The organism is Mycobacterium senriense (assembly GCF_019668465.1).
In the GTDB taxonomy this organism is placed as follows: domain Bacteria; phylum Actinomycetota; class Actinomycetes; order Mycobacteriales; family Mycobacteriaceae; genus Mycobacterium; species Mycobacterium senriense.
On the sequence record NZ_AP024828.1, the window covers coordinates 2,816,013 to 2,837,890 of the forward strand.

Annotated in this window: 24 protein-coding genes; 14 read left to right on the plus strand and 10 right to left on the minus strand. The window is 63.9% G+C overall.

Features of this window, described 5'->3' with window-relative positions; all coding sequences use genetic code 11:
- The 6 genes from MTY59_RS13580 to MTY59_RS13605 form a co-directional block, all read right to left on the minus strand.
- Entirely contained in the window at positions 1 to 573 is a 573-nt protein-coding gene (locus MTY59_RS13580; protein ID WP_221046089.1) for a hypothetical protein, read from the minus strand.
- A complete protein-coding gene (locus tag MTY59_RS13585) occupies positions 570 to 1,466 on the minus strand; it encodes a hypothetical protein (RefSeq protein ID WP_221046090.1) in 897 nt (298 codons plus the stop codon). Before MTY59_RS13585 ends, MTY59_RS13580 begins: the two co-directional genes overlap by 4 nt.
- 32 nt (positions 1,467 to 1,498) lie before the next feature.
- The gene (locus MTY59_RS13590; protein ID WP_221046091.1) at positions 1,499 to 1,948 is read right to left on the minus strand and encodes a hypothetical protein; all 450 of its coding nucleotides are present in this window, start codon (positions 1,946 to 1,948) and stop codon (positions 1,499 to 1,501) included.
- Between the two features lie 72 nt (positions 1,949 to 2,020).
- A complete protein-coding gene (locus tag MTY59_RS13595) occupies positions 2,021 to 3,385 on the minus strand; it encodes a cytochrome P450 (protein ID WP_221046092.1) in 1,365 nt (454 codons plus the stop codon).
- Between the two features lie 48 nt (positions 3,386 to 3,433).
- On the minus strand, positions 3,434 to 3,634 hold the full coding sequence (locus MTY59_RS13600; protein ID WP_008253744.1) for a ferredoxin: 201 nt from the start codon (positions 3,632 to 3,634) through the stop codon (positions 3,434 to 3,436).
- A 52-nt stretch (positions 3,635 to 3,686) separates the two neighbouring features.
- Entirely contained in the window at positions 3,687 to 4,388 is a 702-nt protein-coding gene (locus MTY59_RS13605; RefSeq protein WP_221046093.1) for an SDR family NAD(P)-dependent oxidoreductase, read from the minus strand.
- A gap of 340 nt (positions 4,389 to 4,728) precedes the next feature.
- On the opposite strand from MTY59_RS13605, the gene MTY59_RS13610 reads away from it, so the two are divergent.
- The 9 genes from MTY59_RS13610 to MTY59_RS13650 all read left to right on the plus strand — a co-directional run bounded on the left by MTY59_RS13610 (position 4,729) and on the right by MTY59_RS13650 (position 15,953).
- A complete protein-coding gene (locus tag MTY59_RS13610) occupies positions 4,729 to 5,934 on the plus strand; it encodes a CaiB/BaiF CoA transferase family protein (RefSeq protein WP_221046094.1) in 1,206 nt (401 codons plus the stop codon).
- A gap of 394 nt (positions 5,935 to 6,328) precedes the next feature.
- A complete protein-coding gene (locus MTY59_RS13615) occupies positions 6,329 to 7,147 on the plus strand; it encodes an MlaE family ABC transporter permease (RefSeq protein WP_221046095.1) in 819 nt (272 codons plus the stop codon).
- A gap of 7 nt (positions 7,148 to 7,154) precedes the next feature.
- Positions 7,155 to 8,000 carry an ABC transporter permease gene (locus MTY59_RS13620; protein ID WP_221046096.1) on the plus strand — a complete coding sequence of 282 codons (846 nt, stop codon included), beginning with the start codon at positions 7,155 to 7,157 and terminating at the stop codon, positions 7,998 to 8,000.
- Between the two features lie 19 nt (positions 8,001 to 8,019).
- Positions 8,020 to 9,282, plus strand: a complete 1,263-nt coding sequence (locus MTY59_RS13625; protein ID WP_221046097.1) for an MCE family protein — start codon at positions 8,020 to 8,022, stop codon at positions 9,280 to 9,282.
- Positions 9,279 to 10,301, plus strand: coding sequence for an MCE family protein (locus MTY59_RS13630; protein WP_221046098.1), 1,023 nt, complete (start codon positions 9,279 to 9,281; stop codon positions 10,299 to 10,301). The genes MTY59_RS13625 and MTY59_RS13630 overlap by 4 nt, the downstream gene beginning before the upstream one ends.
- Positions 10,301 to 11,419 carry an MCE family protein gene (locus tag MTY59_RS13635; RefSeq protein ID WP_221046099.1) on the plus strand — a complete coding sequence of 373 codons (1,119 nt, stop codon included), beginning with the start codon at positions 10,301 to 10,303 and terminating at the stop codon, positions 11,417 to 11,419. Before MTY59_RS13630 ends, MTY59_RS13635 begins: the two co-directional genes overlap by 1 nt.
- Positions 11,416 to 12,834, plus strand: a complete 1,419-nt coding sequence (locus tag MTY59_RS13640) for an MCE family protein (RefSeq protein ID WP_221046100.1) — start codon at positions 11,416 to 11,418, stop codon at positions 12,832 to 12,834. Before MTY59_RS13635 ends, MTY59_RS13640 begins: the two co-directional genes overlap by 4 nt.
- Positions 12,831 to 14,180, plus strand: a complete 1,350-nt coding sequence (locus MTY59_RS13645; protein ID WP_221046101.1) for an MCE family protein — start codon at positions 12,831 to 12,833, stop codon at positions 14,178 to 14,180. The genes MTY59_RS13640 and MTY59_RS13645 overlap by 4 nt, the downstream gene beginning before the upstream one ends.
- Positions 14,181 to 15,953, plus strand: a complete 1,773-nt coding sequence (locus MTY59_RS13650) for an MCE family protein (RefSeq protein WP_221046102.1) — start codon at positions 14,181 to 14,183, stop codon at positions 15,951 to 15,953. It begins immediately after the preceding gene.
- Between the two features lie 69 nt (positions 15,954 to 16,022).
- Here the strand turns inward: MTY59_RS13650 and MTY59_RS13655 are convergent, their stop codons facing one another.
- From MTY59_RS13655 to MTY59_RS13665, 3 genes are all read right to left on the minus strand, one after another.
- On the minus strand, positions 16,023 to 16,544 hold the full coding sequence (locus MTY59_RS13655; RefSeq protein WP_221046103.1) for an Rv2253/PknI dimerization domain-containing protein: 522 nt from the start codon (positions 16,542 to 16,544) through the stop codon (positions 16,023 to 16,025).
- 131 nt (positions 16,545 to 16,675) lie between these two features.
- On the minus strand, positions 16,676 to 17,317 hold the full coding sequence (locus MTY59_RS13660; RefSeq protein ID WP_221046104.1) for a hypothetical protein: 642 nt from the start codon (positions 17,315 to 17,317) through the stop codon (positions 16,676 to 16,678).
- The gene (locus tag MTY59_RS13665) at positions 17,314 to 18,102 is read right to left on the minus strand and encodes a hypothetical protein (protein ID WP_221046105.1); all 789 of its coding nucleotides are present in this window, start codon (positions 18,100 to 18,102) and stop codon (positions 17,314 to 17,316) included. Before MTY59_RS13665 ends, MTY59_RS13660 begins: the two co-directional genes overlap by 4 nt.
- Positions 18,103 to 18,314: 212 nt before the next feature.
- Here MTY59_RS13665 and MTY59_RS13670 point away from each other — a divergent pair, with 212 nt between their 5' ends.
- Entirely contained in the window at positions 18,315 to 18,704 is a 390-nt protein-coding gene (locus MTY59_RS13670) for a hypothetical protein (RefSeq protein WP_221046432.1), read from the plus strand.
- A gap of 3 nt (positions 18,705 to 18,707) precedes the next feature.
- On the opposite strand, the gene MTY59_RS13675 is transcribed toward MTY59_RS13670, so the two are convergent.
- On the minus strand, positions 18,708 to 19,310 hold the full coding sequence (locus tag MTY59_RS13675; protein ID WP_221046106.1) for a TetR/AcrR family transcriptional regulator: 603 nt from the start codon (positions 19,308 to 19,310) through the stop codon (positions 18,708 to 18,710).
- A 99-nt stretch (positions 19,311 to 19,409) separates the two neighbouring features.
- Here MTY59_RS13675 and MTY59_RS13680 point away from each other — a divergent pair, with 99 nt between their 5' ends.
- The 4 genes from MTY59_RS13680 to MTY59_RS13695 are packed head-to-tail and all read left to right on the plus strand — an operon-like array spanning position 19,410 to position 21,869.
- A complete protein-coding gene (locus MTY59_RS13680) occupies positions 19,410 to 20,195 on the plus strand; it encodes a hypothetical protein (RefSeq protein WP_221046107.1) in 786 nt (261 codons plus the stop codon).
- Positions 20,192 to 21,007: a hypothetical protein gene (locus tag MTY59_RS13685; protein WP_221046108.1), complete on the plus strand. Its 816-nt coding sequence runs from the start codon at positions 20,192 to 20,194 to the stop codon at positions 21,005 to 21,007. The genes MTY59_RS13680 and MTY59_RS13685 overlap by 4 nt, the downstream gene beginning before the upstream one ends.
- Positions 21,004 to 21,582 (plus strand): cytochrome c oxidase subunit 3 family protein, encoded by a 579-nt coding sequence (locus tag MTY59_RS13690; RefSeq protein WP_221046109.1) that lies wholly within the window; start codon positions 21,004 to 21,006, stop codon positions 21,580 to 21,582. The genes MTY59_RS13685 and MTY59_RS13690 overlap by 4 nt, the downstream gene beginning before the upstream one ends.
- Positions 21,543 to 21,869: a cytochrome C oxidase subunit IV family protein gene (locus tag MTY59_RS13695; protein WP_431190735.1), complete on the plus strand. Its 327-nt coding sequence runs from the start codon at positions 21,543 to 21,545 to the stop codon at positions 21,867 to 21,869. The genes MTY59_RS13690 and MTY59_RS13695 overlap by 40 nt, the downstream gene beginning before the upstream one ends.
- Positions 21,870 to 21,878: the final 9 nt, after the last annotated feature.

Sequence of the window (21,878 nt, forward strand, 5' to 3'; positions counted from 1 at the left end):
CTAGACAGGATCGAATTTGGTGATCAGCCAGGCGCCGTTGACCCGGGTCAGGCTCACCAGCACACTGCTGGAGGCCATCGAGGGGTCGGGGTTGTCCTTGCTCGTGGTGCTCTGGTCGACCAGCACCAGCACGACGGCCGAATTCGGATGCAGCTCCTGGACCGCGGCTCCCAACACCCGAGCGTTGGTTTTCAGTGCCTTCTGCTTGGCCGCCGGGGCCACGATCTGTTCGGTGAACTGGTTGTAGTAGGACAAGAAGTCCCCGGACAGGTGGGTCTTGGCGGCGGCGAAGTCTTTGTCGAGCGAGTCGGGCGAGTAGGACAGCAACGCGACCGTCCCGTCCGACGCCGCATTGGCGACCGCGCTCGCGACGCCGGCGTCGGTCTGTTTATCGGGCCGGTACTGCTTGAAGTACAGCCACGTCGCCGCGCCACCGGAAAGCAGCAGCAGCACAATCAGAATCACGGGAACGACTTTCACCCTGCGCCGCCTGGCGGGCTCGCTACCTTCAACGCGTTCGGTTTGTGTGGAAGAGTCGTCGACCGCGTCGATGCCGGGATTGTCCTCGCTCATGGAATGAACTCCACGTTGGACATCTTGTATTGCCCACCATCATCTTTGACGGTCACCTTGAGCCGCCAGTTGCGTGGTTCGTCTTTGGCGCCGGCGGCGTTGGTGATGTGCGATGTCGCCGCGACGAGAACCAACGCGTAATCCCCGTTGATGGATTGCACGGCCGCCGCATTCACGGTTCCCTGGGTAACCACTTTGGACTGCTCGACGACGGTCGTGAAATCTTTTGCACGCGCCTGGAAGTCGTCCCGGAACTGGCCGGTCGAGCTGTCGATCACCCGCTGGACGTCCTCCTTGGCCTTATTGAAGTCCATGGAGATCATGTTGACGACACCCTGTCTGGCTCCCGCAATGAAGTTCGCGGCGCGCTGGTTGCGCTCGACGGTTTCGTGACGCTGCCACATCATGTATCCGCTGGCCGCGACGAAGGCACAGATGAGGACGATGACGGCCGCTTTCCATGCCACCGACCACGAGGGCAGCCGCATGCGGCGCCGAGGGCGGGTTGGCTCATCTTCCGCTTCTGCCTCTTCGGCGGTTTCGTCGGAGCCTTCTTCGGCCTGTGTCTCGTCGTCAGCGGTTGCCTCGGCGGTGTCGCTGACGTCGTCTGTGTCGTCGTCAGTCTCCGACTCGGCGGTGTCGGTTCCATCGTCGTCGGCGACCGGCACCTCTTCGGCGGTCTCGCGCTTGGTTTCGGCCTCTGCCTCTGCCTCTGCCTCTGCCTCAGCCTGGGCCAGCGCTTCACGCCGGAGGCGGGCCGCGCGAGCGCGGGCGCGCGCCGCGGCGGCCAGCGCTTCGGCCTCGGCGGCCTCGGCCTCGGCTTCCTCGAGCAATGCCCTCGCCTCGGCTTTCGAGGTGGCCGAATCTTGCGGCGGTTCCTTGGCCTCAGCCATCGTGCTTACTGACTCCTGTACGTCTCACGCGGCTAGAATCGCATGAGCGAGAACGGCCAACTGTTGCTGCCCCCGGGTCCCCCACCGCAGCCGGTGTCGAACGTCGAGTCGACCTGACCGGCCAGCGTCACCGCATCCCACGAGTAAACGTCATGGGAGGGAAAGAACTGGACCACGCAGCGCACACCGAAGGGATCATCAACGGCCAAGGTGTAGCGGCCGTTGGATAGATGTGCGTCTGCCCGCCAGGGCGCCGCTTGCCCGTTGGGCTGCGGAGTTGCGTACACGCTCAAGCATCCCGGCGCTTGCGGGGTGCACGGGTTAATCGACCAAATCCAGCTGTGGCCGGGATCCCGGTTCGTGTCCACCCGGTAGTTGGCATACGGCATGTTCCCGTCCGCGTGGGCGCTCGGCGTGACAGTCAGCGCGGCCGTGGCAAGCGCTAGGCTCGCTGCGAAAGTCTTCACCCGACCGTCTCCCATCTGCCTACGCGTTGCCTCAAATATAGGACGCGGTCACGCTGAACAGGTCTACTCGCAAAAATCATGCGCGGCTCAGTCGATAACGGCGGCTTCCTTGCGTTCGGTGATCGGCCTGGCGAGTTCTTGCTCATCGCAGATGCGTTGTAGCTTCTCCAGCGTCTCGTCCAGACCCGCCCCGGCCTTGCGGCCCGGCGTGAAGGTGGCCGGCAGCTTTCGCATGCCCTGGATGACACCGATGGTCTCGTAGTGGACGGTGCCCTCCGGGTCGCACTGATAGTCGGGCATGCGGTCCAGTACCGCGGTGAGCATGGATTTGAACACGGTGCGTGCCACGTTCGAGCCGATGCACCGGTGAACACCCAGCCCGAAGCTGAAGTGCCGGTTGCCCTTACGGTCGAGGATGATCTGGTCCGGGTCGTGGAACACCGAGGGGTCGCGGTTGGCCATCGCCCACGAAATCCACAGCCGCTCACCCTCTTTGAACTGGGTGCCGTCGAGCTCGGTGTCGTCGGAGAAGGTCCTGCCATCCCCGGGCGCCGGGGTGAAATAGCGCAGGAACTCCTCGGTCGCGGGGTCGAGCAGGGTCTTGCGCTCGTCGCTGAGCAACTGTCGTTGCTCCGGGTGCTCCGAAAGCCATTCCAGCGAGTGGGCGGTCAGGGCTGTCGTGGTGTCGAAGCCGCCGCCGATGACCAGGCCCAGGTTCCCGAGAATTTCGAGCTCCGGGGCGGGTTCGCCGTCGATGCGCATCTCGAGTAGGCCGTTGACGATTCCGGGTCGCGGGTTTTCGCGGATCTCGATCATGCTGTTGACCATGTCGAGCCCCATCTCGCGGTGCATCGCGGTAACCCGCTCGATGTCGGGGGAGTGCTCGGGCGTGTACACAGCGGCGTGTACCGGTTCGCTGTACATGTTCCACTTCTTCAGGGGGATGCCCAGCATTGCCAGCGTGAAGACGGCAGGCACGATGTTGGCCAGGTCATCGACGAAGTCGATGTGCCCGCTCTCGATCTTCTCGTCCAGGCAGGCGCGCGTCACGTCGTCGATGAACGGTTCCCAGCGCTTGATCGCCGCCGGCGACAGATACGGGTTGAGCACGGTTCGGTAGATGCGGTGCTCGGGGTCGTCCATCTCCAGGATCCCGCCGCGCACGGCGCTGACGCGCCTGGCCGTGGGGATCGAAATGCCTTTGTAGCCACGACGTTCGCCGCGGATGTCGTGATCGTTGGAGACGACAGGACAGCGGGCCAGCTCGAAGACCTCGTGGCTGCCGGCCGCAACCCAATGCCCGCCATAGGTTTCCGTCCAGGCCATGGGGCACTTGGCGTGCATCTCTTCGGTGATCGCCTTGAATTTCGACCGGTACTCGGAGGAATGCCGGTCGAAGTGGTACCGGTTCTTTTTGCGGTCGCTGTCATTGACGACGTCGTCGACACTCAACGCTCTAGTCTCCCTACGTGTTTCGCTGGCTAAGGACCCGGTGCCGGCTCAGGCGTCGTCGGTGATCATGATGGCCTGCTCGGGGCAGGACTGCGCGGCTTCGCGCACCTGGTCCTCGCGATCGGCGGGCACCACCTCGTCGATCGCCGACGAACTGCCGTCGATGTCGCTGAGCTGGAACGATTCCGGAGCGATCATCGCGCACAGGGTGTGGCCCTGGCACCGTTCTGAATCCACCCAGACCTTCACGGGCTTTCTCCTCTCACACTGGTTGCCGGGTATCGCGGACGAATCGCCACGCTCAGGTGTTTCGACCGCCGTTGACGCCCAAGATCTGACCGGTGATGTAGCCGGCTTCCTCGGACACCAGAAATGCGCATGCCGCCGCGATGTCCTCGGGGGTGCCCATCCGCCGCACCGGGGTCCGCGCGATGGTCTCGTCGATGTCGCCGAGGAAGCCGTTCTTCTCGGCCGCGCGCAGCATCGGTGTGTCGATGAAGCCCGGCGGCACCGCGTTGACCGTGATGCCCTTGGGCCCGTACTCGAGTGCGAGCGACTTGGTCAGGCCGTTGACCGCCGACTTGGCCGCCACGTAGTGGCTCATGTAGGGCGCGCCGGAATGCGTGCTCGACGACGAGATGTTGACGATGCGTCCCCACCCCGCCTCGACCATGTCCGGCAGCACCGCCTGGACGGTATGGAAGACGCCGTTGAGGTTGACGTCGATCACCCGTTGCCAGTCCTCGAAGGTGATGTTGTTGAACTTCTTGAACCCGTCGAGGCCGGCGGCGTTGACCAGAACCGTCACCGGTCCGAGCTGGGCGCGGATGGCCGACAGCGCCGCATCCACCTGCGACCTGTCGGTGACGTCGGCGGTGAAAGCGAAGTCGGCTTCGGACGGACGCAGGTCGATAGAGGCGACGTTCAAGCCGTCGGCACGCAGGCGTTGCGCGACGGCGAGACCGATGCCGGACCCGGCACCGGTGACTACCGCGGTCTTCATGTCGAGGCCTCTACTCCGAAGGGGGCCATTTCAGTCACAAAGAATCTCCCTTACAATTATGAGAACCTTACTCTCCACGCGGATCGGCATGCAACACGCGCCCAACACCGCGCCCAGCCTGCATGGAGAGGCCCAGGCCGACAGCGTACGGCCATTTGCGGCCCTGGTCAGCACCTCGATCCGGTTCCTGAGACTTTCTTGAATTATCGAAACTCGAATGTAAGATTCGCCGGGGAAGAGAATGAAATTATCGTGATCGCCACCACATTAGGGGGTACAGAATGCCTGCCCAGGACACGGCAGAGCCCGCCCCAGCCGCCTCAGCGAAAGGAGCCGGCGCATGAGGCCGCTCGAAGGCATCCGCGTGCTCGAGGTCGCCATGTACGGGTTCGTCCCGTCGGCGGGTGCCGTGCTCGCCGAATGGGGCGCCGACGTGGTCAAGGTCGAGCACGCGGTGACCGGTGATCCCCAGCGCGGGCTGCGGCAGACCGGGATGCTGCGGGTTGAAGGCGATCCCAACCCCAACATCGAGCACGCCAACCGCGGCAAGCGCAGCATCGGGCTGGACATGTCGGTGCCCGAGGGCAAGGAAGTGCTCTACGAGCTGGCCCGTCGCGCCGACGTCTTCCTGACCAGTTTCCTGCCCGACCACCGCAAGAAGTTCGGCATCGACGTGGACGACATCCGGGCGATCAACCCCAGGATCGTGTACGCGCGCGGCAGCGCTCTGGGCCCGCGCGGCGAGGAGTCGACCAAGGGTGGCTACGACATGACCGCGTTCTGGTGCCGCGCCGGAACCGCCGCCACCATCACCCCCGCCGGCATGCCGGGCATGATCGCGCCACCCGGACCGGCGTACGGCGACACCATCTCAGGTACCAACCTCGCCGGTGGCATCGCGGCGGCGCTGCTCAAGCGCGAGCGCACCGGCGAACCGTCCGTCGTCGATGTGTCGCTGCTGGGCAGCGGACTGTGGTCGCTCGGCCATACCGTTGCGCTGACAAAGCATCTGAACCAGCGAATGGAATCGCCCCCGCCCGGCGTGCACGGCGCTCCCAATAACCCCTTGGTGGGGCTGTACACGACGTCCGACGGCCGCTACATATCGTTCGTGATGATGCAGCCCACCAAGTTCTGGGCCGACGTGTGTCGCCATGTCGACCTGCCGGAGCTGGCCGATGACCCGCGCTTCGACACGGTGGAGAACATCGCCGCCAACACGGCCGACGCCGTGGAGCTGCTGACCAAGGCCATCGCCACCCGCACGCTGGCCGAGTGGAGCGAGCGCTTCGCCACGCTTTCCGGCCCGTGGGCACCCGTGCAGGACACCCTGCAGGCGGCCGACGACGCGCAGATCCGCTCCAACGAGTACATGGTCAAGGCGGGCGGACTCGAGCTGGTGGCCAACCCGGTACAGTTCGACGTCGCAGCGCCTCAGACCGGCCCGGCCCCCGGATTCGCAGAACAGACCGACGAGATCCTGATGGAGCTCGGCCTCGACTGGGACCGCATCATCGAACTCAAGACGGCCGGTGCCGTCACTTGAGTACCACTGGGACTGGAGCTAGCAGTGACAGGCTTGATCCGACCGTCGCTTGTGCTGGGACGCAGTTGCCTTGCGTCCTCGCACCCGCCGCGAGACGCGCGATAACGGTTATGCATTTTTCGCTCCGCCTGGACTCGGCATGAGTCATAATCGCCGGACGCTTCAAGACGTGGAGCCCCTCGTTTTGAGGCGCCATTTAACGCGACGGAACGGAGGTCTGTGGTGAGCGGACTCGCAGCTGTCGCATCGCGGGCGGACGCCGGAACACGGCTGCCCGCTGAGCATTTCGCCCTCGTCAGCGCGCCTTTACAGCTGTCAATAGTGCTGAATGTACCGCACTCGTTGCGCCACAACAAGACTGTCGGTCTCGTAGCTTGGGAAGGGGCTGCCGCCGATGGCAAATAAGGGAGCTGACCACTGGTCGACGGGATTGCCCGCACTCAGGCTCAAGTTCGATTTCTCGGGACCGATGCAAGCCGTCGGAGCCTTGTTCGCGATGTCGGCCGATGCGGTCAGGTTCGTGTTTCGCAGGCCGTTCCAGTGGCGGGAGTTCTTGGAGCAGTCCTGGTTTGTCGCGCGGGTATCGCTGGCTCCGACCCTGTTGGTGGCGATCCCGTTTACCGTCCTGGTCAGCTTCACGCTCAACATCCTGCTGCGTGAACTGGGCGCGGCGGATCTATCCGGTGCGGGTGCCGCGTTCGGTGCGGTAACCCAGCTCGGACCGCTGGTCACGGTGTTGATCGTCGCGGGCGCGGGGGCCACGGCCATGTGCGCCGACCTGGGGTCGCGAACGATCCGCGAAGAGATCGACGCGATGGAGGTGCTGGGCATCAACCCGATTCAGCGGCTGGTCACACCACGCATGCTGGCCTCCGGATTGGTCGCCTTTCTGCTCAACAGCCTCGTTGTCATCATCGGCGTCCTTGGCGGCTACGTCTTTTCGGTGTTCGTCCAAGACGTCAACCCCGGCGCGTTCGCCGCGGGCATCACCTTGCTCACCGGCGTGCCCGAGGTCGTCATTTCCTGCGTCAAGGCAGCCCTGTTCGGCCTCATCGCCGGCTTGGTCGCCTGCTATCGGGGGCTGTCGATCACCGGCGGTGGCGCCAAGGCCGTCGGCAACGCGGTAAATGAAACCGTGGTCTATGCGTTCATGTCCCTGTTCGTCGTCAACGTGGTCGTCACCGCGATCGGCATCAAGATGACGGCGAAGTAGGGCAACAGTGGCGCTGAGGGCTGCATATCCGCGATTAACCCGCCAACTCGAGAGGCCGGTCGCCGTGATGGGGCGGATCGGCGACCAAACCCTGTTCTACGGTAAAGCGCTCGCCGGGGTGCCTTTTGCGGCCACCCATTACACGCGCGAGGTCGTTCGATTGATCGCCGAGATCAGCATGGGCGCGGGCACTTTGGCGATGATCGGCGGAACCGTTGTGATCGTCGGCTTCCTGACGCTGGCGGCCGGCGGCACGCTGGCTATTCAGGGTTACACCTCACTGGGCAACATCGGCATCGAGGCGCTGACGGGCTTTCTGTCCGCGTTCATCAACGTGCGTATCGCGGCACCGGTGGTGGCCGGGATCGGTCTGGCGGCCACCTTCGGCGCCGGGGTGACCGCTCAGCTGGGTGCCATGCGGATCAACGAAGAAGTCGATGCGTTGGAGAGCATGGCCATTCGGCCGGTTGCCTATCTGGTGAGCACCAGGATTCTGGCGGGAATGATGGCCATCACCCCGCTGTACAGCATCGCCGTCATCCTGTCTTTCGTGGCGAGTCAGTTCACTACTACATTCCTGCTCGGACAGTCGCAGGGTTTGTACCAGCACTACTTCAACACGTTCCTGAACCCGATCGACTTGTTGTGGTCCTTCCTGCAGGCCATCCTGATGGCCCTCACCATCCTGCTGATCCACACCTACTACGGCTATTTCGCGTCGGGGGGGCCGGCCGGTGTCGGCAATGCCACCGGCAACGCGGTGCGCACCTCGCTCATCGTCGTGGTGTCGGTGACGCTGTTGGTCTCGCTGTCTATTTACGGTACGAACGGCAACTTCAACCTGTCCGGTTAGCAGAGGAGGTGAAACAGCAATGACGCAGAACGTTCCAGCGGGTCGCGGCGCGGTCGCCGGCCGACCGGCGCGCAGCGGCCATGCGCGGCGGCCGGCCGAACGGAATTACCTGCCGCCGCTGCTCGGACTGGCCACCGTCCTCATCATCGCTCTGATCTTCGCCGTGGCGGTGGGTCTGTTTCAGGGCTCCTTTACCGAAACCGTGCCGGTGACGGTGATCTCGCAACGAGCCGGCTTGGTCATGAACCCCGACGCCAAGGTCAAGATGCGCGGCGTGCAGGTGGGCAAGGTCGCCTCGATCCAATCGCTGCCCAACGGCGAGGCGGCCATTCACTTGGCGATGGACCCATCGCAGTTGCACTTCATCCCCGGCAACGTGCTCGTCAATATCGCGTCATCGACGGTCTTCGGCGCCAAGTCCGTCGAGCTGGTGCCACCCGACCAGCCCTCGTCCCAACGGCTACACAGCGGCCAGACGCTGCAGGGCCAGCACGTCATGGTCGAAATCAACACGGTCTTCCAGCAATTGGTGTCGGTGCTGAGCCACATCGACCCGCCGAAGCTCAACGAGTCGCTGGGTGCGCTGGCACAGGCGTTCAGCGGGCGGGGCCCACAGCTTGGCCAGTCGCTGAGCGACCTGGATTCGTTTCTGGCCAGGCTGGAGCCGAGCCTTCCCGCATTCCGGCATGACCTCGCGGTCTTGCCGGCGGTGTCCAACGCCTATGCCGACGCGGCTCCGGACCTGATCAAGACCGCGGCCAACGCGACTCGGATCAGCAAGACGCTTGTCGATGAGCAGCACAACCTGGATGCGTTGCTGATCAGCGCGATCGGCTTGGCCGACATCGGCAACGAGGTCTTGTCGACGAACCGCCAACCGTTGACGAATGTGTTGCATCTGCTGGTGCCGACCACCGATCTGACCAACGAGTACGGCCCGGCCCTCACCTGCGCTTTCGGCGGGCTCGTACAGATGTCGCACGGGGCGCCGTTGTCGGAACCGAGCATCAACATCTCGGCAAGCCTCACATGGGGTGCCGAACGCTACCGGTATCCGACGAACCTGCCCAAGGTCGCGGCGACGGGCGGTCCCCAGTGCGTGGGTCTGCCGCATCTGCCGTTCAACACGTCTCCGCCGCAGCTGATTACCGATACCGGCGCGAACCCCGTGGTATACGGGAATCCACAGCTGTTGATCAACTCCGACCTCCTCAAGCAGCTGTTGTACGGGCCCATCGTCGGCCCGCCACGCAACTCCGCTCAGATCGGAGAGCCCGGATGAGAACGCGCGCAACGCTGATCAAGTTCGGCATCTTCGCGGTTGTAATGGCGACGCTTACCGCATTCCTGTTCTTCATATTCGGCCAGTACCGGACGGGTGCGACGACCGAGTATTCGGCGGTGTTCACCGACGTGTCACGTCTCAAGCCGGGCCAGTCGGTGCGGGTCGCCGGCATCCGGGTTGGCACGGTCAACAGTGTTTCGCTGCAGCCGGACAAGAAGGTTGTGGTGAAGTTCGACGCCGACCGCAACGTCGTCCTCACCGAGGGCAGTAGGGCGGCGGTCCGCTACCTTAACCTGGTCGGCGATCGCTACCTCGAACTCGTTGACGGTCCGGGCTCGCCCAAGCGGCTGCCGACCGGCGGTCAGATTCCGGTCAGCCGCACCGCGCCGGCGCTTGACCTCGATCTGCTGCTCGGTGGACTCAAACCTGTTACCCAGGGCCTGAATGCGCGCGACGTCAACGCCCTGACGTCGGGTTTGTTGCAGGTCTTCCAGGGCCAGGGCGGGACGCTCGAGTCGCTGTTCGCCAAGACGACGTCGTTTTCAAATGCATTGGCCGACAACGATCAAACCGTGCAGCAGCTGATCGACAACCTCAACATCGTGATCGGCACGGTTGGCAAGGACGGTAAACAGTTCTCCGGCGCGATCGATCGCCTCGAGCAGCTTGTCAGCGGCCTGTCGGGTGACCGCGACACCATCGGCTCCGCCATTGACGCCCTGGACAAGGGAACCGCCTCGCTCGCGGATCTGCTGGCCGAGGCCCGCCCGCCGCTGTCGGGCACCATAGCTCAGTTGAATCGGCTGGCGCCGATCCTCGATAACGATAGGGACCGCCTCGACGGCGCCCTCCAAAAGGCACCGCAGAACTATCGCAAGCTGGTCCGGCTCGGCGTGAACGGCGCCACCATCCCGTACTACCTCTGCCAGTTCGGGATCCGCGGCACGGACCTTTCGGGTAAGACCGTGCGCGCCAATATCTATAGGTCAGATGCGGGAAGGTGCACGGAACCCTGATGCTCAAGTATCGCGGAGCTCAGCTCGTCAAGCCCGGACTCATCGGCGTCGTTCTGGCGGTGATGGTCATCCTGGTCGGCCTGTCGCCCGACCGATTCATTCAATGGGCGACGATGGTCCGCTACCAGGCGCTGTTCACCGAAGCCGGCGGCCTTGCGACGGGCAACCCCGTGGTTGTGTCGGGCATGAAGGTCGGCAACGTGTCGGATGTGAAGCTGCGCCACGGCGATGCGCTGGTGACGTTCGCGATGAAGGGCAACATCCTGCTCGGCTCGGAGACTTCCGCGCACATCCGCACCGGCACGCTGCTGGGCGAGCGGATGCTGACGGTGGAGTCCGCGGGCAGCGGCACGATGCATCCGATGACCCTGATCCCCATCTCGCGCACGTCTTCTCCGTATTCACTGACCGAAGCGGTCAGCGACCTGACGTCGGACACGGCCGGCACCAACACCACGGCGCTGAATCAGTCGTTGGACACGCTGGCGGCGACGCTCGACCAGATCGCACCCCAAATGGGGCCGGCCTTCGACGCGCTCACCCGCCTATCGCGAACCCTCAACAGCCGTAACAAGAACCTCGGCGAGTTGTTCAAGAGTGCCGGCGATGTCACCGGCATACTTTCCGAACGCAGCATGCAGGTCAACAAGCTCATCCTCAACTCCGATTCTCTGCTCCAAGTGCTGGTCGCCCGCCGGCAAGAGATCGTGGATCTGCTGGCCAACACCTCGGTGGTGGCCAAGCAGCTGACGGGCTTGGTGCATGACAACGAAAGCGCGCTGGCACCGACGCTGGAGCGGCTGAACAGGGTCCTCGCGGTCTTGGAGAAGAACCGTGACAACATCGGCAAAGCACTGCCGGGTCTCGCCAAATTCGCGATCACTACCGGTGAGGCCATCTCGGGTATGTACGCATACCAGGCGTTCGCCCCGAACTTCCTTGTCCCGCAACTCTTCCAGGAGTTGGTCGACTACCTCTGGGGATTCCGCACCTTCGATACTTCCAAGGGTCCCGGCTTCCCGTCGCCGATACCTCGGGCGCTGACGCCTTGGCCGTACAACTCCATTCCACAATGCCCTGGCTGCACGTTGGGCGGACGGATCGGAGGATCGCAATGATCTCCCGGATTCCGCGCAAGCGGCTGACCGTCGTGACAGCGGTCGTCTTGGTCGGGCTGATCGTTGCCGGCGCCGCCATGGTCGTCCGTAACACGTTCTTCGGCCCACGGACGATCACCGCCTACTTCACCACCGCCACCGCGATTTATCCCCATGACGAGGTACGGGTCTCGGGTGTCAAGGTCGGCAACATCAAATCCATTCAGCCGCAGGGCACCCAGGCCAAGATGGTCCTCAAGGTCGACCATGGGGTGCCCATTCCGGCGGACGCGAAGGCGGTTATCGTCGCCCCGAATCTGGTGGCTTCCCGCTACGTCCAACTCACACCGGCCTATCGCGACAGTGGGCCGGTTATGCGCGACGGGGCGGTCATTCCGGTTGAGCGCACCGCGGTGCCGGTCGAGTGGGACGAGGTCAAAACCCAGTTGATGCGGCTGGCAACGGATTTGGGACCCAAGAGTGGGGTATCGGGCACATCGGTGGGCCGGTTTATCGACAGCGCCGCCAACGCCCTAGACGGCAACGGCGACAAGCTGCGGCAAACACTGGGTCAATTGTCCGGGGTGGGCCGGATTCTCGCCAACGGCAGCGGCAACATTGTCGACATCATCAAAAACCTGCAGACCTTCGTCGGCGCGCTGCGCGACAGCAACGTGCAGATCGAACAGTTCAACGGTCGCCTGGCCACGCTCACCAGCGTGGTCAACGACAGCAAATCCGACCTGGACGCGGCCCTGACCGATCTGTCGACGGCGGTCGGCGAGGTGCGGCGATTCATTGCCGAGACCCGCAACCAGACCAGCGAACAGATCGCCCGGCTGGCAGATGTCACGCAGAATCTGGTCGATCACCACATGGCCCTGGAAAACATTCTGCATACAGCGCCGAACGCGTACGCCAACTTCTTCAACGACTACAACGCCGACACCGGAACCATCGTGGGAGGATTCGGGCTCATGAACATGGCGAATCCCACGTGGGGCGGTCAGGTTCTGCTATCCACTCCGGGCTGCACGCAAATCGGCGCCATCGAGAACATCACCGCGGTCGAATCGGGCAAGCTGTGCTCCCTGTTCCTCGGCCCCGGATTGCGGCAGACCAGCTGGAACAACTCGCCGATTCCCCTCAACCCGTTCATATCCAAGTCGGTAGACCCGGGCAGGGTTCTTTACACCGAGCCGCGCCTGGCGCCCGGCGGCGAGGGCCCGAAACCCGCACCACCCGAGATCCCGCCCGCGGTGTCCGCCTACACCGGCCTGCCGGGTGATCCGGTGGGACCGCCGGGGGCTGTGCCGCCGGAGCGGATACCGGGCGCGGCGATGCCGCTGCCGCCACCAGCGTCGACACCGATGCCACCACCACCGGCGCCGACCGTGTCGGGCATGCTGCTGCCAGACGAAGGGCCACAACAATGATCGCCCGGGTGATCGTTCGGCGGGTGTTCACCGTCGGCTGTTGCGTGGTGTTGACCACGACGGGATGCGCATTCCACGGCCTGAATTCACTACCCCTGCCCGGTGCGGTCGGGCGCGGGCCGGGGGCCAACATCTACCACGTCGAGCTCCCGAATGTCGGCACGATGGAGTCGAATTCGCCGGTGATGGTCGACGACGTCGTGGTCGGCAGTGTGGGTGCGATGCGGGTGCAGGGTTGGCACGCCGACGTCGAGATCTCGGTCAAGCGCGATGTGGTGGTCCCGGCCAACGTGGTAGCCACCGTCGGTCAGACCAGCCTGCTGGGCTCGATGCATGTGGAGCTCAATACGCCGCCGGGCCAGCAGGGAAGCGGACGGCTGCAGCCGGGCGCCACCATCCCGCTGAGCCGGTCATCGGCTTACCCGTCGACGGAGCAGACGCTGTCGTCGTTGGGCGCGGTCGTCAACGGCGGTGGACTGGGACAGATCGGGGAGGTCATCCACAATTTCTCGGCCGCCCTGTCCGGGCACGAGGGCGCGGTGCGTGATCTGATCACCCGCTTGGACACGTTCGTGGGGACACTGGACGACCAGCGGGACGACATCGTCGCCTCCATCCAGGCGCTGAATCGCCTGTCGGCCACCTTCGCCGACCAACGCGACGTAATTACCCAGGCGCTGAACAAGATTCCGCCCGCGCTCGAGGTGTTGATCAAGGAGCGGCCGCGTCTGACGGCCGCCCTGGATCACCTTCGGGTGTTCAGCAACACCGCCACCCGGCTGGTCAACGACACCCAGGCCGACCTGGTCACGAACCTCAAGAACTTGGAGCCGACCATCAAAGCGCTCGCCGATGTCGGACCGGAGTTCGGCGCGGCCATCTCGGCAGCGTTTGTGTTCCCGTTCACCCAGAACTTCGTCGACCGGGCGGTCCGAGGCGACTTCTTCAACCTGCATTTCGATTTCGACATAACGATTCCGCGGCTGAAGAAGGGCTTGTTCTTAGGAACCCACTGGGGGCAGCTGGATATGCCCGTACCACCGGTGCCCGGCGACCCGTATCGGATGAATTACACACTGGATCCGCTGCATAACCCGTTGAGGCCACCGTGGGTCGATCCCAACGCGTTGCCGCTGCCCCCACCACCGCCGGGTGCGGTGCCGGGACCTTCATCGGCTTACGGCCCGTTGCCCGGGCCTCCGCCGAGCGCGGCCCCGCTGCCCGGCCCTCCGCCGAACGCGGCACCGTTGCCCGGGCCCCCGCCTGGTGCCGCGCCGGTGCCTGACGCGGGTCTTGGTCAAACGCCGGCGCCCGCAGAAGCGCCTGGAACGGGAGCCGGTGGATAAATGCTGACGCGCTTCGTTCGTATCCAGCTGGCGATCTTCACGATCGCCGGAACCATTGGCATCATCGCGATGGTCCTGTTCTACATCCAAGCCCCGACGCTGCTGGGCATCGGCCGGATGACGGTGACACTGGAGCTGCCGGCCACCGGCGGCCTGTATCGGTTTTCCAACGTGACCTATCGCGGGGTTCAGCTCGGCAAGGTCACGTCGGTGGGTTTGACGCCGACCGGCGCGAAAGCGACGCTGTCGCTTAGCACTTCACCCAGGGTCCCCGCGGACCTGAAAGCCGAGGTGCTCAGTGTCTCAGCAGTGGGTGAACAGTACGTCGACCTGCGGCCCAAAACCAATTCGCCGCCCTACCTGCACGACGGCTCGGTTATCACCATGCGCGACACGACAATTCCGCAGCCGGTCGGTCCAATGCTCGAGCAGGTCAATGCCTTGGTTCAGAGCATCCCGAAGACCAAGCTCGGCCAATTGCTCGACGAGTCCTTCCAGGGCTTCAACGGTTCCGGTTACGACCTGGGGTCACTGATCGATTCCTCGAAGACGCTGTCCCACGACGCCAACGGCGTCGTCGATCGCACCAAAGCCCTCACCGAAGACACCGGGCCGCTGCTGGACACCCAGGCGCGCACCACCGATTCGATCAGAACATGGGCGCGCAGCTTCGCCGGCATCTCGGACACGTTGGTGAACAACGATTCCCACTTCCGCACCATCCTGGAGAAAGGTCCTGACACCGCGAACGAAGCATCCCGGCTTCTGGAACAAATCAAACCGACGCTGCCGGTGTTGCTTGCCAACCTGACCACAATCGGGCAGATCGGCGTCACCTACCATCCCTCGATCGAGCAGCTGCTGGTGTTGCTGCCGTCGGGGGTTGCTATCGAGCAGGCCGCTGCGGGTGAAAACCATCCCGACGGCAGGGCTTACGGCGACTTCGCAGCCACGGTCGACGATCCGCCTATTTGCACGGTCGGCTTCATGCCACCCAACACGTGGCGATCCCCCGACGACCTCACCGACATCGACACACCGGACGGGTTGTATTGCAAACTCCCGCAGGATTCACCGATCGGGGTGCGCGGTGCCCGCAACTATCCCTGCATGGGGCACCCTGGTAAGCGCGCGCCGACCGTCGAAATCTGCAACAGCGACAAGCCATACATGCCGCTGGCGATGCGCCAGCACACCCTCGGTCCCTATCCGCTGGACCCGAACCTGCTAGCCCAGGGTGTCCCGCCCGATGACCGGATCACCACCAATGACAGGATCTTCGGCCCGGTCGAGGGAACGCCGCTGCCGCCGGGGGCGGTGCCGCGCGGCACACCGGCGGGGCCTCGGGGAGAAAGTCCACCACCGGGCACGGTGGGCGCCGCAGCTCCGCCGTTGCCGTCGTCGGGCCCGTCGCTACCCATGTCGAGAATGTCGGCGGACCTGCCGCCCATCGCGCCACTCGACGTCCCTGCGGCGGGGGAACTTCCGCCGCCGCCCGCCGCGCCACCAGCACTGCCTCTAGCCTCGCTCGTTCCTCCCGAGCCGGCACCGGCGGCCGACCCTGCACCGGCCGACGCGGCCGGCGGCGGAGGCCCCCAGGCCGCGCCAAGCTCGTTCGGAGCGAACGCATCTAAGCCCGCGCCCTCCGTCGTAGTCGCAAAGTACGATCCGCGCACCGGTCGTTATGTCGGTCCGGACGGGAAGTTGTATCAGCAGTCGGATCTCGTTGCTCCGAAAGCACCCAGGACGTGGAAGGACATGCTGCCCACCTGAAGTCGCCCTGAGATGATGCGGACCGCGAAGCGGCCCGAGGGGCGGGGCAATGCAGCTACGACCGCCCGGTCAGGACAGCTGGTCCAGGCGCAACGGCATCGTGATATCAAGCCAATTGTTTTGCCCGCAGGCACCGCTCGGGCCCACTGTCTTGTCCTTGCCCGACAGGACTCGCGACCCGATTTGGAATCCACCATTGTCGTTCACCGGGTAGAAAAAGAAGCTCTGTGTCCCGGGGAACGCGGTACCGTCCTCGCACCGCTCCCAGTTCGGCACTTCGCGTCTCACCTTCCACATCTCCCCATCCTTCATATACAGGGCAGCGGTCCATCCCTGGTCACTCGTCACCGTGCCATGGCAGTCCAAGGTCGTGTCGCACGTCGAACTGATGGTCCACGTTTGGTATACCGTTGGTTCGCCGAAGTACTGATCATTTCTCTGGGCCCAATCGCCAATGGACGTGGCGCGGAAAGTCCCGTTGAGGGCCACGTCTTCCTTGGTTATCGCCTGAGCCGTGGGTGCAGTGCTCAAACCGCCGAATGCGGTGGCAACCAATAGCGTTGCGGTGGTGAGTGTTTTGACTGAACGCATCAGGTGCTCCTCGAAGCGTGTAATCCGAGAGTGCCTGTGGCACCTTTTCGCCGTCGGTTGCGGCGTTCTCGAACGATGACGTTACACCGCTCCGGGTCGCCAGGTAACGGTTGGGACAAGATCTGCCGCGCTCATCCGGACGGGTCGAATTTCGCGATCAGCCAGGAACCGTTGACTTTTGTCAGCGTGACCAGGACGCTGCTCTGCGTGTTCTCGGGATCCTTTTTTTGCGCGCTTTTCGTGGTCTGGTCGACGAAAACCAGCACGACGGCCGAATCGGAGTGCAATTCCGAGACTGCGGCCCGAATCACCTTGGCGGTCGCTGTCAATTGTCCCTTCTGTGCCACCGGCGCAACGACCTCGTCACTGAATTTGCTGTAATAGGCCAGAAAGTCGCCGGTGAGATGTGATTTCGCGTTGTCGAAATCGCGGTTCAAATGGTCGTAGGAATACGACAACGCCGCCACGGCTCCATCTGATGCGGCCTGGATTGCCCGGCGCGCCGCCGCGTCACCGACCTGCTGATCCGGCCGGTACAGGATGAAGTACACGCCGGCAGCGACTCCCACGGCGGCAATAACCAACATCGTCGCGATGATCGAACGCCACCTTGCCCAATACCGGACCGCCCGGCGGCGAATAGCCGCCTGCCCGCGCAAACGTGCCGTTCCCTCGGTAGCGGGTGGCGTCCCGTCCTCGTCGGCGGGTGAAGTTTGGACGCCGTCACTCGCCTTTTCGGTGCCGTCCAGCGACGAGCCATGTTCGACAGTCATCGCAGGAAATCAACTTTCGACATCTTGAGCCGGACACCGTCGCGGTTCATATTGACGCTCAGCCGAAACAAGGCCGGTGGCGGCTTGGCGTTATCCGGCCCAATGGGATCGGTTTTCGCCACCACAAGCACGACTCCCGAATTGTCGCTCAACGACTCGACGGCGACGGCTTCGATGGTGACCTTGGTGCCGACCTTGGTCTCCTCGGCCTTCTTGACCATCAGGGTCGACAGCACAGATAGCTGGTCCTTCTGGTCGCCCGTGGAGGCATCGATCGTGCGCTGGACGTCCTCCCTGGCATGATCGGGGTCAATCGACATGAAAGCCGTAATCCCTTGCCGGGCGGCGGCACTGAACTCCGCGGCGAGTTGGCGATTGTGCACCGCGATGTGGTGCTGCCACACCATGTAACCGGTGGCTCCGAGGGAAGCCGAGAACAGCACGATGCCGACGCCAACAGCTGTTGCCTTCCGCCCCAGGCGCCGGAGCCACCGTGGTCGCACGAGACGCCGCAGCAATCGGCGTCGTGCCCAGGTTGATTTGTCCTGCTGGTCGACATCCTGGGAAGCGTCCCCGGTTTCGGCGGCCATCCGCAGTTTTGAGAGGCGTGCCCGGGCCGCCTCGGCGCGCGCGTCAGCCTTGGCCACTTCGTCGTCTGCGTCCACTTCCGGGACGGGCGCGTCCGCTTCCGAGTCGACCCCGGAGCGCGACTGCAACTCGTCGGGGTCGGACACTTCCGCCGGGCCATCACTATGGTCGGCGTCAGGTCCCTTCGGATCATGCACGGAGAAGCAGCTTATCACTCCGACCTGGGCCCCACACCGTCCTCGGGCGGCCGCCCTAGCGCCTCTCACATGCGGAAATGCTCACTCGCTAGCGGCCGGGGATGGTGGGGTTCGCGGTGGCTCGGCGCCGATCGCGATGTGATTCAGACGATCCTCTCCAACCAGGAGAATTTTCTTTTCAGGTGTGGCAAAGTAATCGGGTGCGATCAATCGTGGCTCTGGTTGCCGCGTTGCTCGGCGCCGGAGTGGTGGCGGCGCCGCAAGCCTCGGCTGGGCCGAGCGTCTGCGACTACCCCGCCTGCACCCCGGGCATCATGCCCCATCAGGTTCTCGGTGCGCCGTGTGACAACACCACCTACTACGCCTTCGGTGTAGCCGACGGATACGTTTCCTTCGCCTCGGAGCCCGGACGCCTGATGTTCTGCGGCTCGCCGAGGCGATACCAGCCGCGATGGTTCCGCTCACCGCCGATGGCGGGGGTCAAGGAAGAAAATGCCGACTGCCAGAACTATCTGAACTACGTCGCGCAGGCACCTGACGGTCTGTTCCTCATCTGTATTGCTCACGACGGCATATCGAGCTGGGTCCGCGCCGACACTTAGCAGTCACTCGGGCGTTTGCCGAGGAAGGCCCAGCAGGCGTCGGCTCAAATCGGTAACCCGATCGAGCAGTGTGTCGTCGTCGATATCGGCCACCAGTGGATGCATGACCGCGGTGCTCAGCGCGCCGGAAAACATGGCGGCCTCGATCCGCCCGTCCAGTCCCGCATCGCTCAACAGCACTCGGTACAGACGGTCCATGAATAGTTGAAACGGCTTGTGTTCGGCCAGCAATCGGACGACGACCGGATCGAATTGCAGCGTGCGGACCAACCGGCGATCGCGAACGGCCATCTCGACCACACGCACCAATAGGGCGTCGCGCGCTTGCGGGCCGTCGTCGCAGGCTTCGGCCTCCTCGAGAGCCGGCTCGAGCCGGCCCAGTTCACGCTCGGTCACGGCGATGACGATCTGCTCTTTGGTCCGGAATTGGTGATAGACAGCGGCTTTCGTGATCCCGACGGCGTCGGCGATCATCTGCAGCGACGTACCGCTGACACCGTGTGTGGCGATCAGATCGAGCGCGGCATCGAGTACCCGCGTTCGGGCCGGGCTGTGCGCGATGAGCCAGAACTGCTCACCGCTGACCGGCTGGCGTGCTGCTTCCACGCACCGAGACTAGTCGACGCTATTGACCGTGACTAGCCGATCGGCTAGCTTCGCTCACTAGCCGAGTTTCGGGTGATTCCGTGTGGGGAAGGAGTGCCGATGTCCGACGTGGGCGGGAACGACGCAGGCGGTGGCCAATCTGTGCGGATCGCGTCGCGGCGGACCGATGGTGAGCTGATCCTGCTGTGGACGCTGCCGGCGGCGCTGATCCTGTGGATCGCCGCGTTCTTCCTGTTCCCGGGTTTCAACCCGCCGATGTCACCCACCATGTCGGCCGAGCAGGTGGCCGCGTTCTACCGCGATCCGGCGCATATTCCTCAGATCCGTTCCAGCATGATCCTCTTCAACTGGTTCGGTGTGTGTCTGGTGCCGATCCTGGCCCTGATCGTGCTGCAGATCCGCCGCATGGCGCATCGGACGCCGATCTTCTCCTACGCCATGCTCGGCTGTGCGGCCGGTGGTCCGACGCTGTTTCTCATCGCCGATGTCTGCTGGCTGCTGGCAGCCTTTCGGCCGGAGCGCAGCCCTGAGCTGACGCAGCTGCTCAACGATCTCGGCTGGATCACCTTCACCATCCTGGTCCCGTTCTTCATCGGGCAGTGCGTAATCTTGTCCCTGGCAATCTTTTTCGATGATCCGTCCCACCCGGTGTTCAACCGTTGGGTGGCCTACTTCAATCTCGTCGTGGGGGCTGCGCTGGTGCCGGCATCATTCGTCGGCGTCTCGTTGACCGGTCCGCTGGCCTGGGACGGCTTGCTGTCGTTCTGGGTGAAGAATATTGCCATTGCCATCTGGATCGTCGTGATGGGCCTTGTCTTGGGCCAAGCCCTTTATCGCGAACGTGCCGAGAACCGCGGACGCCCAGACGGATTGGTCACCGCATGAGCGCGGTGATAACCCCGCCGACGTCCCCGGCAACCCCGCCCGCGGGCCCACTGCATCAGCGAATCGGCTGGCACCTGCGGCGCGACCCCAAGCGAGAGCTGTGGCTGGCGTGGGGGATCCTGATGGTGTTCTACGGCCTGTTCTTCCCGATGTTCTTCATCGTGGCCCAAGTCCAGCCGCCGCCGGAGCCCACCTGGGACCTCGCAACGCAGGTCCACTGGTTCGCCGAACGTCGCCTCGGCATACCCGTCGGCTTCGGCGTCATCTTCGCCATCAGCGGCATGATCGCGGTCAACAATGCCCTCATCGCATATTCCATGCGGCGCATGTCGGTCAGCCGCGCGTTCGCGTACTCGTACCTGCTCATCTACTCGCTCAGCGCGGTTCCCGGCATGCTGCTGCTCAACATCGCGCTGATCGTCGGCACGCTGCGACCTGACCGCGACCCCCGGGTGATCGGCTGGCTGTATGACTTCGCCTTCTTGTCTTTTGACGGAACCATGGGGGTTTTCCTGATCGGCTCGCTGATCTGGATGCTGGCGATCCTGCTCGACCGAAACCGGGTATTCCCCAAGTGGTTCGGCTATCTCAACCTGTGCAACGCGCTGACCGAGGTTGTCGTGGCGCCCTGCTGGATGTTCCGGCGTGGCGTGTTCGCGTGGGATGGCGAGATCGCTTGGTGGCTGGACATGGTCGTATTCGGCATCTACCAAGTCACGTTCATCGTCATGCTGTTTCAGATGATCCGCCGCGAAGATTTCGGGACCGGGGAGCTGCCGGACCTGCCGCGGCAAAAGGCGGTTGCGCCGTGACCGACCTGGCCGACAAGCGCGAACGCGTCAGGTCCGTGCCAGGTCAGCCCGACATGTGGGCCTTCGTCCTGTTCGAGACACTGGTATTCACAGGCTATTTCGGCTTCTACCTGTTCTCACGGGGCCGCAATCCCGAGCTTTTCCTTCAGTCGCAGGCTCACCTCGACCTGCGCGTCGGTGTCTTCAACACCTTGGTTCTGCTACTCAGTTCATGGTCGGTGGCCCGGTGTGTTCAGTCGGCCCGCGCCGGCGCCTATGGGGCGGGTCTCAGGGATGTCTGCATCACGGCAGCATTGGCCGTGGTGTTCTTGTCTTTCAAGGTGTTTGAGTGGGCCAGGTTGGTTCAGGCCGGAAACGGCATAGAGCGCAACGACTTCTTCATGTTCTATTTCTTCCTCACCGGGATCCACTTCGTCCACCTGCTGATCGGCTTTGTCGTCCTCGGCGTCATCGTCTACCAACTCCGAAGTCCGGCGCGGCGCTCCCAGGAAATCATCGAAACCGGCGCAACCTATTGGCACACCGTCGATTTCCTATGGGTGCTGATCTTTGCGCTGCTCTACGTGGTGAGGTGATCGAAATCAGATTCAACAAGAGACTGCTGTTGGTCTGGACGATCTTGGCCACGCTGACGCTGGCTTATCTATGGATAGACCGCACCGTCGACGGGGCGCTGAAATCCAGCGCTTTGGTCACGTCGAGCGTCATCGTCATCGCACTGGTGAAGGTGCGCATCATCTTTCGCGAGTTCATGGAGGTGCGAGACGCCCCGGTCCTGCTGTGCCGACTCACCGACGCGTGGGTGATCCTGATCGCCGTCGTCTTGCTCGGCTGTTACTTCGTCGGCCTGCAGGTCCGGTAGCGCCCGCGA